This window comes from Nocardioides yefusunii (assembly GCF_004014875.1).
GTDB lineage: Bacteria > Actinomycetota > Actinomycetes > Propionibacteriales > Nocardioidaceae > Nocardioides > Nocardioides yefusunii.
Window position 1 is genome coordinate 77,346 of sequence record NZ_CP034929.1, and the last position, 12,647, is coordinate 89,992.

Here is a 12,647-nt window from a genome sequence, read left to right on the forward strand (position 1 = left end):
CGGAGGAGAACGGTGAAGACCCCTGGCTCCCTCGCCCGCCCCAATGCCGGGCGTAGTGGTGCCATTTCCCTGACACGCCTCAGCGACCGGCTCTCCTTCCTGTACCTCGACCTCTGTCGCGTGGAGCAGGACGACAACGGGACGCACGCTCGGGTGGAGTCCGGAGACGGCGTCGTGCACACCACCTACATCCCTGCGGCAGATCTCAGCTGTCTGATGCTGGGGCCCGGCACGTCCATCTCAGCGCCTGCGGCAGCTGCACTGGCGCGCAACGGCTGCGCGGTCCTGATGACAGGAGCCGGTGGCGTCCGGATGTATTCCGCGTGGTCTCCGCTCTCCCGCAGCACAACCCTGCTGCAGGCTCAGGCCCGAGCGTCGGTGATGCCGGAGGTCCGGTCGGTCGTGGCTGCGCGCATGCTGCGGATGCGTTTTCCGGACCTGACGGTCCCGGAGGTGAACAGGGACGGAACTCCCATCTCCCTGGAACAGTTACGCGGTTTCGAAGGCGCTCGCATGAAGGCCATCTACCGCGAGCAGGCCCGCCGCTACCGCATGAAGTCCTGGCGTCGTCGTTTCGACGAATCAGACGGGGAAGGTCCCCTCGACCCGGTGAACGATGCCCTGAACCACGCCAACACCGCCTTGTACGGCGTGTGTCTGGCCGTGGTCTGCGGGCTCGGGATGAGCCCGGGGCTGGGTGTGGTCCACCACGGTTCGCCACGTGCGTTCGTTCTCGACATCGCTGATCTCTACAAGGCTGAGATCTCGGTGCCTCTGGCCTTCAAGCAGTTGAACTCGGCAAACCCTGGCCGCGACGTGATGAGGGCGCTCAGGGACGAATTCAGGCTCCTGCGGCTCCTGCCCAGGATCGTTGACGACCTCCACCGCGTGCTCGACGTCGACCTCCCTGACGAAGAAGCGCACCCCGACTGGGACGTTGACGTCCTCTCCCTGTGGGGTTCCAGCGGGGAGATCGTGCTGGCTGGCCACAATCGGCACGGCCGGGACGAGCCGCTCAGATGAGGTCTCTCAGCGTGATGGTGTCCTCGTCAGTGCCGGTGGGCGTGCGAGGGGCACTGAACCAGTGGATGGTCGAGGTGCTGCCGGGTGTCTACGTCGGGAGGCTGACGGCGAGAGTGAGGGAGTTGCTCTGGGAGAGTCTTGTGGATGCTCTGTTGGGCGAGGAGAAGCCGTATGCGGCGCTCATCACTCAAGCTCCCACGGAGCAGGGGTACCTCGCTCGGACGGTGGGAGACCACCGTTATGCGCTGACTGACTTCGACGGCCTTCAGCTCGTCACGGTCGCGAGGAACTGGAGCGATCCTGAGTCCAGGGCACCCGCCGGGCTGCGGCAGGACTCAGCGGCCCCTGACCCGTGGTGAATCCCACCGGCCCGTGGTTCAGGCGGAGGCAACCTCCAGCGCGTCCGGCATCTCGATCTTCTGCGTGTGCCGGCACGCCGGTGCGGTGCTGCAGACCAGGAACGGACCGTGAGGGCCGCTGCTGCGCACCAAGGAACCCCGACGGCAGGCCGGGCAGGCGACCAGGTCATCGGCGGTGCTCAAGGCGGAGGCCTCGAGCTGCTCGTACCGGGCGAGTTCGGTGACGAACGCGGACTCCTTGCCCTGGACCGTCATCAGCGTCACGGTGCTCCGGGCCCGGGTCAGGGCGACGTGGAACAGGCGTCGTTCCTCCGCGTGCCGGAAGCCTTCGGCGTTGGAGACGACGAGGTCAAGCACCGGATCGGCCGGGACGTCGCTGGGGAATCCGTGGTCGCCCGACACCATCCGGGGCAGCAGGACGTGGTCGGCCTCGCGGCCCTTGGCGTCGTGCACCGTGCTGAACCGGACCTGCAGGTTGGCGGGGACGTCCTCGCCCAGCAACGTCTGCTCGAAGCCGTACCGGCCCAGGACCAGCACGCTCGCCGACGTCACCCGCCGCGACAGGTCGTTGAGCCACGACGCGACGGCCCGGGGGATCTCGTCCTCCGAACCCAACCGCACCAACTGCACCGGCTCGCCGGGGGACGCCAGCGTCGAACGCACCGTGCGTCGCACCTGACGCGGATTGCGCTGCACGAACTCGGCCGCGGTGTCGGTGACGGTCTGCGGGGAGCGGAACGTCGAGGGCAGTGACATCGTCTCGAACGGACCGAACCAGCGTCGGAAGTCGGTGAGCACCGACAGGTCGGCGCCTGCGAACCGGTGCACGGACTGCCAGTCGTCGCCGACGGCCAACAGGTGTCGCTCGGGCCGTTCGACGAGGGCGCGCACCATCCGTGCCCGCGGGCCGGAGACGTCCTGGGCGTCGTCGAGCAGGACGGTCGTGAAGCCCATGTCCAGCCCCGACTCCAGCGCCGTGGTGGCCTGGGTCAGGTCGTCCTCGGCGTCGTTGACCCCCTCGGCCTCCAAGCGTGCCTGCCAGGCCTCGTGGATCGGCCAGTAGAGATCGAGGAAGAGGCGGGTCGAGTGTGAGCGTCCGTTGCGGCGCCACGCCAGGTCGAGTGAAGCGCGAGTGTTGCCGGTGGACTTCACCTGCGTCATGAACGAACGGACCAACCGCACGAGGTCGTCGTGGCGGACGTGGGCATGATCGCCGAGGGCGTCGGGGTTCCAGACGGGCGTGACGCCGCGGTTGATGAGCGTGTCGCTCAACTTCTTGAGGCCCCAGCCGCCGACGACCTCGGACTCGACGGTCTCGATCATCGTCGACCCGTGGCGCTCGTGGACCCTGCGTCGCCACTCCATCGTGTCCTCGTGACGCGGTCCCTCGTGCAGCTGGGTGACCTCGGCGTCCGGGACGACGTGCTCGTGCCACAGGTCGATGCCGGGATAACGCAGGTCGGGGCAGTACTGGGAGTCGTCGAGGGTGCTCGTGGTGCGCGGGTAGGGGAGGCGCCAACGGTGGTCGATCCCGTTGAGGACCAGCCAGTCGGCCAGCATCCGTTCCCCGCGCGAACGCGCCACCTCGCCGGCCAGAGTGGTGAACTCCGCGGCCGGGTCCTCGTGGGGGAGCGTTGCGGGGTCGGCGGTGGTGGGGCGCGCGAACAGGAGACGGTAGGTGTCCCAACGGCGTCGGAACTCCTCGTCCTCGTCACGGAGACGGGTGGCGATCTCCGAGATGACCTGCAGGCCGGTCGCTCCCTCGGTCCATTCCGCAGCGCGCGGCCGGGTGCCTCGGGCCTGTTCGACGACGTCGCGGGCGAACTCGCCGAAGCTGCGCACCTGTACACGCTCGGGGTCGACGCCGGCCCGGCCCAGACACTCGTCGGTGAGGCGTCGGGCGTCGTCCGCGGCAGCCTGGTCGAAGGTCAGGAACAGCACGCGGCCCTGGGGCCCGATGCCTCGGCGCAGCGTCCAGGCGGCTCGCGCGGCGAGCAGCGAGGTCTTGCCCGAACCGGCGGGGCCCACCACCAGGAGGCGGTTCTCGGTGGCTGCCACGGCGGCGGCCTGGTCGGTGCTGAGGGGCTGTCCCAGCACAGTGTCGAAGAACGTCTTGTGACGACTCGACGCCTGCCGCACGACGAGGTCGTTGGTGCTGCGCCGCAGGCTGTCGAGATCTGTCTCGAACAGGGAGACGTCACTGCGGCCATGGGCGGAATCGGTCTGCCGCAGAGCGTCGGGCAGGGGGCCGACGGGTCGGGTGCTCGACCACGTCTGCAGCGTTTCGAGGGTGATCCAGCGCTGGTGCTCCTCGGCCTCGAGGAGGTCGCTGCGGACGCGCGCCGCCCACGTCGCGAGGGCGTCCCGGAAGAGGCTGTCGCGTTCGTCCTCGATGCTGCGGGGTGTGCTGCGCAGCAGCGGCAGCGAAGTCACGGCTGCAATGGCGACGCCGGCCAGGATCAGGTTGGTCGCGCTGCTCATGGGGCGATTCTCCCCCGAGTACCCCGGTTTTTTGTTCTCTTGTTCAAGAATCTGACGCCGGCGCGGTCTTCACTCGGTGCTCGGCCCGCGGAAACAGGGCGAGAACGAGCGAGCCCCGCGCCGTCCGACGACGACGCGGGGCTCGCGCAGGTGGCTGCGGTGCAGCCTCAGGTCACTTGACCGCGACGAAGGTGTCGTCGCTGAACATGCCCGGGGAGACGGCGAGGGCGCCGCTCTCCCACCGCGCGGGCACCTCGAGGATCTTGTCACCGGTGACGCTGCCGTCGCTGTAGACGGTCTCGAGGCTGTCGAACGCGTCCTCGGCGACGAAGATGCCGTCGGTGCCGTCGACGGTCTTGCCGTCCTTGCCGACGTACTTCACGGTCGCCCAGGCAGACTCGCCCTGGTCGTCGTCACCGGTGTAGGTGGCGGTGAGGTTGACGGCGATGAGGACCTTGCCGGAATCGGCCTTCTGGTCGAAGGCGTCCTTCTCCACCGTGGAGACCGAGTTGATGACGACGGTCCAGTCGTCGCCCTTCACCTGCGAACCCAGGGGGGCGGGGTTGTCACGGGTCGTGCCGACGTCCTTGCTGGCCGACTTGCCGTCCTTGTCGACGACCTCGGTGGAGGTGGTCTCGTCGATGGCGTCCTCGAGTGCGGTGACGAAGACGGTGTTGATGGCGATGGTGATCACGATCGTCAGGACGCCGAGCACGAGACCGGCGATGGCCAGGCCCTTGCCTGCGTTCACCTTCTTCGACTTCGCCAGGCCGACACCGGCGAGGATGAGACCCAGCACCGCGAGCATGACCCCGAAGATGTTCAGCAGCGGGATCCATGACATGAGGATGCCAAGGAGGCTCAGGACGAAGCCTGCGGTGGCGAGGCCGTTGCTGCCCGACGGCTGGGGCGGTGTGAAGGGGTACGGGCTGGGCTGACCGCCGGGGTACTGACCGCCGGGGTGCTGCCCGTCCGGGAACTGGGCAGGCGGGAACTGGGTCTGGGACATGGCTCGCTCTCGTGGGTCGTGGGCACGGCAGGGGCCAGTGCTGACGAACTCCCCCGGTGCCTCGTCAATGCGCCCCGACGGTAGACGCGAACGGTTGTTCGTGGGGGAAATAGAACGACGCCGTTCCGTCCTTTCGGTTTCGTCCTGTCCCGAAAGCGCAGGTCAGGGGCGTCCGAGCAGCTCCAGGACTGCCGCCACGGCCACCTTCGCGCCCACCGCGATCGCCGGCAGGTGCACCAGGTACTGCGGGGAGTGCATCCCGTAGGGGACCAGCTCGCCACGCGCCCACGCCTGCTCGCACAGCACCGGGTCAGCGACCCCGACGTTGAGGTAGGTGAACGCGATCTCGTCGGCGTGCGGGCCCATCAACAGGTGCGCGTCCTCGGATCCGGTCACCGGCGGCATCTGCGTGATCACCTTGTCCTCGCCCAACACCTCCTTCAGGACGCCGGTCAGACGTGGGGTCTGGACGTCGTCGTTCACCAACGGGGTCGAGCCACCCTTGAACGTGTACTCCGGCAGCGCGTCCTCGCTCATCCCGGCCGTCCGCGCGACGCCGTCGCAGACCGCTCGCAGGCCGGCGACGAGCTGCTCGCGCACCGCGGCGTCGAACCAGCGCAGGTTGACCTTGAGCAGCGCCCGGTCAGGGATGACGTTGTTGTCCGCGCCCGCCTGGATCGACCCGACGGTCAGCACCGCGGTCGCCTGTGGGGAGATCCGTCGCGACACCACCGACTGCAGTTCCACCACCGCGGTCGCGGCCATCAGCACCGGGTCCTTGGTGACGTGCGGCATCGAACCGTGCCCGCCGACGCCGTGGATCAGCACGTCGATCTGGTCGGTGCCGGCCATCAACGTGCCGGGCACGCACGCCACCGTCCCCACCGGAACGGGTGCGGTGTGCAGGGCGACGTAGTGGTCCGGGGTCTGCATGAGGGGTTGGTCGTGGAGGCCGTCGTCGACCATCGCCTGCGCGCCCTGGATCAGTTCCTCGGCGGGCTGTCCGACCAGCAGCACCGTCCCACGCCATGCGTCCTTGGTCTCCACCAGCGTCCGGGCGAGCCCGACCATCCAGGTGACGTGGGCGTCGTGGCCGCACATGTGCCCCACCGGGGACTCCGTGCCGTCCTCGCGCGTCACCCGGACGGTGCTGCGGTAGGGGAGGTCGTTGGCCTCCTCGACGGCGTTGGCGTCCATGTCGGCGCGGTACATGACCGTGGGCCCGTCGCCGTTGTCGAGGCGCGCCAGAACGCCGGTGCCACCGATCCCGCGGACGACGTCGAAGCCGAGACGAACGAGTTCGTCGGCCAGGAATGACGACGTCCGGTGCTCGGTGAAACCGAGCTCGGGGTGGGCGTGCAGGTCCTGGTAGATCGCGACGAGATCGTCGGCGTGGGAGTCGACGACGGCGGTTGCGCGCTCGCGCAGTGCGGCGTCAGGCGTCGTGGTGGTGGGGTGCTCGTGGGTGCCCATACGGCATTGAACCGCACGAGACGGCGTGACCGGATCGACAATGGCGGAGGACGAATCTCCACATTTGCTGGTCATCATCCAGAATCGGACGTGGAGCAGGCCGACTCAGCGCACGTGTGGGGGCGTTGAGTCGGCCTCACCGACCTCACAGGCCATGGCCCGCGAAGATCTGGATCAGGCGGGCATCCGCAGGATCGGCTTGATCACCGCGCCCGACTTCGAGTCGGCGAGCGCCTCCTCGATCTGGTCCATCTCGTAGAACTTCACCAGCTTGTCGAACGGGAAACGTCCCTGCTCGTACAGCTCGATCAGCGCCGGGATCAGCTGACCCGAACGGCCACCGCCACCCAGGACGCCGATGACGCGCTTGCCCCACAGCGTCGTGAGGTGGTCGAGGCTGAACGACGCACCCGCGGGGGCGCCGCCGATCAGCACCAGGGTGCCGAGCATGCCGACACACTCGGCGATCTTCTCGATCACAGGGATGACGCCCGTGCAGTCGAACGCGTAGTCGACGGTGCTGCCGGTGATCTCCGCGACCGCCTCGACGACGTCGCGCTGACCGGAGTTCACGGTGTGCGTCGCACCGAACTCCTTCGCGAGCTCCAGGCGGGAGTCGTGCAGGTCGACGGCGATGATCTTGGTGACGCCGGAGTTGCGGGCCGCCATGATCGCGGCCAGGCCGACCGCGCCGACACCGGCGACCAGGATCGAGTCACCCAGACCCGGCTTCGCCTCGTTGAGCACCGCGCCGGCACCGGTCGCGAGACCGCAGGCCAGCGGACCCATCAGCTCCACCGGCGTGTTGGCCGGAACCACCACGAGGGCGTCCGCGGAGACGATGGAGTGGGTCGCGAACGACGACTGGCCGAAGAAGTGACCGTTCAGCTCGACGCCGTCACGCGAGTACGCCGACGTGCCGGCCTGCTCGCCCTTGAATCGACGGCCCGAGACCAGCGCCTCGCCGGTGCGCAGGCAGTAGCGGGGCTCACCGTCCATGCAGTTGCGGCACTCGCCGCACGACGGCCAGCCGATGATCACCTTGTCGCCCACGGCGACCTGGGTGACGCCCTCGCCGATCGCCTCGACGACGCCGGCACCCTCGTGGCCCAGGATCGACGGGAACGGCATCGGCATGTCGCCCTCGCGGGTGATCGCGTCGGTGTGGCACACGCCCGCGGCGACGATCTTCAGACGGACCTCACCGCGCCCGGGCTCGGCCAGGTCGACCTCCTGCACCGTGAACGGTGCGTCCTTCTCCTCGACGACCAGTGCAGTGATCTTCATCGTGACCTCCATGGGCTCAGGGCTCTGTGCAAGTGGATGTCCCCCCGTCACAGATCCTGACATTTCACACCCGAACGGGAGTGAGGCGCGGGTGTCACATGCCCGGCGTCAGGCCAGGTCGCGAGCCTTCGGCTTCCAGTCGACGCCCACGCCCGACGCCGCACGTCCGCGCTCGACCGCAGGCGCCTGCAGGACGACGTCGCCGTGCGCGGACAGCAGCATCGGCAGCAGTTGCGCGGTGGCCCGGACGTCACCCAGCGCGGTGTGCTGGTGCGGGAAGTCGATCCCGGCGTGCTCGACCACCGTCGCGAGGCGGTGGTTGTCGGTGTTGATGCTCTCGCGTGCCCACAGCAGCGTGCAGACGGCCGGGAAGCGTTCGCCGGAGATCCCGGCCAGCCCCAGCTCGTGGGCCAGGAACTTCTCCTCGAAGACGGCGTTGTGCGCCACCACCACGGCACCGTCGAAGAGTCGGGCCACCTCGCCCCACGCCTGCGCGAAGGTGGGTGCGCCGAGGAGGTCGTCGACCTCGACGTGGTGGATGTGCGTCGGGCCGACCTCGCGACGTCCGGTGCGCGGGTCGCGGCCGGGGTCGAGCAGCGTCGAGAACTCCTCCACGACGCTGCCGTCGGCGCGCACGCGGGCCACGGCGATCTCGATCACGCGGTGGCCGTCGGCCGGGTCGAGGCCGGTGGTCTCGAGGTCGACGACGGCGTACTCGCCGGTGTGGACCATTCCGGGGACGCCTGCTGCGGACGCGGCCGAGCCCGTCTCCAGGACGTAGTCGAAGAGTGGGCCCGACGTGCCCGCGCGGGCGAACCGAGCCGCAGCCTTCTCCGCCTTCGCGGCCAGACGCTCGGCCTCGCGTCGTTCGTGCGTGGTCGGTTCGTGGGCAGTGGGTTCGTGGGGCGTGAGGGTGTCGCGCATGCTCTCGTCGTCGCTGGAGGGGTGGGGGGCCGGACGCGGGACGGGGGTGCCCCGGCCCAGGGAGCGTCGACGTTCTGATCGCTTCGCGACCAGGCGTGCCATCACGATGCCGGCCAGTGCGGCACCGGCGATCACCAGGACGTCGAGGAGCGTCTGCACGTCGTCGTCCTCAGCGCTCGCGCTCGACGCGCTTCTCGTCCCACACGGGGGTGTCGCTCTGACGGACCACCCCGTCGGAGCCGAAGATGATGAAGCGGTCGAAGGTCTTCGCGAACCAGCGGTCGTGGGTGACCGCCAGGACGGTGCCGTCGTAGGCCTCGAGCGCTGCCTGCAGTGCCTCCGCGGACTCGAGGTCGAGGTTGTCGGTGGGCTCGTCGAGCAGCAGCGACGTCGCGCCGCCCAGCTCGAGGCGCAGGATCTGCACACGCGCCTTCTGGCCGCCCGAGAGACGCTCGTAGGTGACCTCGGCCTGCTGCTCCATCTCGTAGCGGCGCAGCGAACTCATCGCCGGGCCCTTCTGCAGCGAGTGCTCGGACCAGAGGATGTCGAGCAGGGTGCGGCCCTCGAGCTCGGGGTAGGCGTGGGTCTGGGCGAAGTGGCCCGGAACGACGCGGGCCCCCAGCTTGAACGACCCGGTGTGGGCGACGTCCTGGCCGGCGAGCAGACGCAGGAAGTGCGACTTGCCCGAACCGTTGGAGCCGAGCACGCCGATCCGCTCGCCCTGGAAGACCTCCAGGTCGAACGGCTTCATCAGACCGGTCAGCTCGAGCTGCTGCACCTCGATCGCACGGACGCCGGTGCGGCCGCCCTTGAGGCGCATCGTGATGTCCTGCTCGCGCGGCGGCTCCGGCGGCGGGCCGGCCTCCTCGAACTTCTTCAGTCGGGTCTGTGCGGCGGCGTAGCGCGAGCTCATCGCGTGGCTCACCGAGGCGGCCTGACGCAGGTCGACGACGAGCTTCTTGAGGCGGGCGTGCTGCTCGTCCCAGCGCTTGCGGAGCTCCTCGAAGCGCGCGAAGCGGGCCTTGCGGGCCTCGGCGAACGTCGCGAACCCACCGCCGTGGACCCACACGTCGGCGCCGGCCGGGGCGGGCTCGACCGAGAGGATCTTCTGTGCGGCGACCGAGAGCAGCTCGCGGTCGTGGGAGATCAGCAGGACGGTCTTCTTGGTCTCCGACAGCTTCTCCTCCAGCCAGCGCTTCGAGGGGACGTCGAGGTAGTTGTCGGGCTCGTCGAGCAGCAGCACCTCGGCCGGGTTGCGGAACAGCGCCTCCAGCACGACGCGCTTCTGCTCACCGCCCGACAGCGAGGACGCCTCGCGACCCATCGCCGACCAGTAGTCGATGCCGAGCGCGGCCTGGGTGCACATGTCCCAGGTGTTCTCGTAGTCGTAGCCGTCGGCGTCGGCCCAGTCCGAGAGTGCCTGGGCGTAGGCCATCTGGGCCTTCTCGGAGTCGTCGACGGCGATCAGTGCCTCGGCCTCGTCGACGGCCTTCGCGGCGTTCTTCACGCGATCAGGAGCCACCGAGATCAGCAGGTCGCGGACGGTCGAGCCGTCGCGGACGCTGCCGACGAACTGCGGCATCACGGCCAGGCCGCCGGAGACTGTCACGGTGCCGGACTCGGGGGTCAGTTCGCCGGTGATGAGCTTCATCAGCGTCGATTTGCCGGCGCCGTTGGGGCCGACGAGCGCGACCACTGATCCTTCGCCGACGCGGAACGACACGTCGCCCAGCAGTGGACGCCCGTCGGGAAGGACGTATTCGAGGTGTGCGACGTCGACGTGACCCATGCGCACAGCCTCTCAGGAGGCGCCGACGAGATTGAATCCGCGACGGTCGCGCGTCCCGGAGGCGGAGGGGCGCCGCAACGGCAACCGCCCCTCACCTTCCGACGACACGAGGTCGTGGAGGGGAGGGGCGGTGGAGCTGATCAGGTGCGCCCGAGCGCGTCAGGTCACTTGGTGGTGCCGAAACGCAGGATCTCTTCGATCGGACGACGTGCGGAGCGGGCCACGCGGTGACCCTCGGCCGGGTGGCCGACGCCGATGAGCATCACGATGTTCTCGTACTCGGGGATGCCAGCGGTCTCGCGCAGCGTGTTGCTGGCGCGGGTCATGCGGGACCAGTTGAGCGGGACGGCGCCGAGGCCGACCGCGTGCAGGCCCAGGAGCAGGGTCTGGGCGAACATGCCGCCGTCGATCCAACCCTGGTTGCGCTCGGTGGGCCCCTCGAAGGTGCGGATGTCGAAGGTGACGACGAAGACGCCGCGGACGTTGTCGCCGAAGCCGGCCGAGCCGCTGTGCAGCGGCATGACGGCGGCGAGGTCCTTGGCGGAGTCGAAGTAGTGCGCGCGCCAGCTCTGGCGGTTGCAGACCGACGGCGACGACATCGCGATGCGGGTGGCCTCGGTGATCAGGGCGCGGTCGATCGCCTTGGGGGCGAAGTGGCGGATGCTGCGACGCGAGGTGACGAAGGCGGCAGCCTCCTCGGCGCTGATCGGGTTGCCGGGCAGGGTCGAGTTGACCGGCGCCACGCTGTTGTCGATCTGCTCGTGCTCGTTCCACAGCTTCAGCGCGGCGAGCGTGGAGTCGATCTCGTGGCGGTACAGCGCGTTGGTGTCGTGGTGCGGGTTGGCCAGCACCTTCTCCATCTTGGCCGTGGGCACGGCGCCGAAGGGGTGGCGCGGCTTCGGCAGCGACAGGCCCTTCTCGATGCGGTGGTACAGGCGCGTGGCGGAGGCGTCGAGACGCATGCCGCGCATCCAGGAGTAGCGACCGGTGCCGCCGACGGGCACGGAGTACTTGGCGAAGCGCTCGGAGTCGAGGGTCGCCTCGCGCAGCACGGCCTGGGTCAGCTTGAACTGGCGCTGCTGCTTGGGGGACAGGCCCTCCGGCATCGGCGTCGTCGCGGTGACGGAGGGGGTGGGAGCGGGGGTGGGAGCACCTCCGCGCGAGGGGAGTGAGTTGCGCACCTTGCGCGCGATCCGGGTCAGCACCGCCCCAACTTAGCCGTTGGGGACCTCGCGCGGTGAGCCGTCCCTGTTTGTTTGCTGTGAGGTCTATATGTGAGGAAGGTGATGGAACGTTTCCGCCCCCCTTTTCGATACAGAATGAAGTGGAAAGACTTGCGTCGCGGCACGGAGGCGCCTACTCTCTCGTTGTCGATACAAGTTGTATCGAGAAAGAGCGGGGGAGCCATGCGCGCACACGTCGAGATGATCAACGAAGCCGACTACGTCTGGCACCCGGCAGAACTGCCCGGCGGCACCGGAGAGGTCCTCGAGAAGCGTCTCTCCGTCGACGAGGAGGACGGTTCGTCGTCGCTGCTGCTGGAGTTCGAGACCGACTGGTCGCGCCCCGCAGGCGTTCCGCACGCCGACACCGAGTTCTTCGTCCTGTCCGGATCGATCACCTACGACGGCACCGTGATGGGCGAGTGGGAGTACCTCCACGTCCCCGCCGGTGTCCCGATGGCCGAGCTCCGCGTCGCTGCCGGCACCCGCCTCCTGCACTGGCGCGAGTACGGCACCAGCCGGTTCACCGTCGCCGGCGAGCGCTGGAACGACGCCCGCGGCGACGTCACCGTCACCAACCCCGCCGACCTGGAGTGGAAGTCGACACTGGAGTTCGTCGAGGGCCCGCTCAGCCCGCTCTACATCAAGATGCTCCACCACGACCCGGAGACGAACTTCTACACCCGACTGATCAAGGCCCCCGTCGGGTGGGAGGAGCCGCGGATGCTGCACCACCCCGTCTACGAGGAGTACTTCACCCTCGCCGGACGCACCGAGTCGCTGCACGGCGACGCCGGCATCGGGACGTACACGTTCCGTCCCTCGCACATCAAGCACGGTCACTTCCAGACCAAGGAGGAGACGATCTGGATCATCCGCTGCGACGGAGCCCTGGAGAACTTCCACACCGTCGACAGCTGGATCGAGTGGGGCGGCACGGCCGTCAACTACGACCCCGAGATCCACCCGCCGCGTCCCTCCACCCTGCCGGTCCGCTCGGCGAGCACCGGCCCCTGGGACCCGCGCCGCGCCTGAGGGGTGTGTCCCGTCCACCTGGGTGAACCTGCGCTCGTAGACGG

At 68.9% G+C, this 12,647-nt stretch carries 10 protein-coding genes; 3 read left to right on the forward strand and 7 right to left on the reverse strand.

Annotation, left to right across the window (positions count from 1 at the left end; all coding sequences use genetic code 11):
• Positions 1–12: 12 nt before the first annotated feature.
• Positions 13–1,023, forward strand: coding sequence for a type I-E CRISPR-associated endonuclease Cas1e (gene cas1e / locus EOV43_RS00285; protein WP_128219159.1), 1,011 nt, complete (start codon positions 13–15; stop codon positions 1,021–1,023).
• Positions 1,020–1,382 carry a type I-E CRISPR-associated endoribonuclease Cas2e gene (gene cas2e, locus EOV43_RS00290; protein ID WP_128219160.1) on the forward strand — a complete coding sequence of 121 codons (363 nt, stop codon included), beginning with the start codon at positions 1,020–1,022 and terminating at the stop codon, positions 1,380–1,382. The genes cas1e and cas2e overlap by 4 nt, the downstream gene beginning before the upstream one ends.
• Positions 1,383–1,400: 18 nt before the next feature.
• Here the strand turns inward: cas2e and EOV43_RS00295 are convergent, their stop codons facing one another.
• From EOV43_RS00295 to EOV43_RS00325, 7 genes are all read right to left on the reverse strand, one after another.
• Positions 1,401–3,863: a UvrD-helicase domain-containing protein gene (locus EOV43_RS00295; protein WP_128219161.1), complete on the reverse strand. Its 2,463-nt coding sequence runs from the start codon at positions 3,861–3,863 to the stop codon at positions 1,401–1,403.
• A 172-nt stretch (positions 3,864–4,035) separates the two neighbouring features.
• The gene (locus EOV43_RS00300) at positions 4,036–4,872 is read right to left on the reverse strand and encodes a DUF4190 domain-containing protein (protein WP_128219162.1); all 837 of its coding nucleotides are present in this window, start codon (positions 4,870–4,872) and stop codon (positions 4,036–4,038) included.
• Positions 4,873–5,034: 162 nt separating this feature from the next.
• Entirely contained in the window at positions 5,035–6,345 is a 1,311-nt protein-coding gene (locus tag EOV43_RS00305) for an amidohydrolase (RefSeq protein ID WP_128219163.1), read from the reverse strand.
• A gap of 174 nt (positions 6,346–6,519) precedes the next feature.
• Positions 6,520–7,632 carry an NAD(P)-dependent alcohol dehydrogenase gene (locus EOV43_RS00310; RefSeq protein WP_128219164.1) on the reverse strand — a complete coding sequence of 371 codons (1,113 nt, stop codon included), beginning with the start codon at positions 7,630–7,632 and terminating at the stop codon, positions 6,520–6,522.
• 108 nt (positions 7,633–7,740) lie between these two features.
• Positions 7,741–8,715 (reverse strand): 3'-5' exonuclease, encoded by a 975-nt coding sequence (locus EOV43_RS00315; RefSeq protein WP_128219165.1) that lies wholly within the window; start codon positions 8,713–8,715, stop codon positions 7,741–7,743.
• Between the two features lie 10 nt (positions 8,716–8,725).
• On the reverse strand, positions 8,726–10,345 hold the full coding sequence (locus EOV43_RS00320) for an ABC-F family ATP-binding cassette domain-containing protein (protein ID WP_128219166.1): 1,620 nt from the start codon (positions 10,343–10,345) through the stop codon (positions 8,726–8,728).
• A 164-nt stretch (positions 10,346–10,509) separates the two neighbouring features.
• Positions 10,510–11,550, reverse strand: a complete 1,041-nt coding sequence (locus tag EOV43_RS00325) for a nitroreductase family protein (RefSeq protein ID WP_128219167.1) — start codon at positions 11,548–11,550, stop codon at positions 10,510–10,512.
• A gap of 201 nt (positions 11,551–11,751) precedes the next feature.
• On the opposite strand from EOV43_RS00325, the gene EOV43_RS00330 reads away from it, so the two are divergent.
• Complete coding sequence (locus EOV43_RS00330; protein ID WP_164878748.1) at positions 11,752–12,603, forward strand: DUF4437 domain-containing protein; 852 nt, start codon at positions 11,752–11,754, stop codon at positions 12,601–12,603.
• Positions 12,604–12,647: the final 44 nt, after the last annotated feature.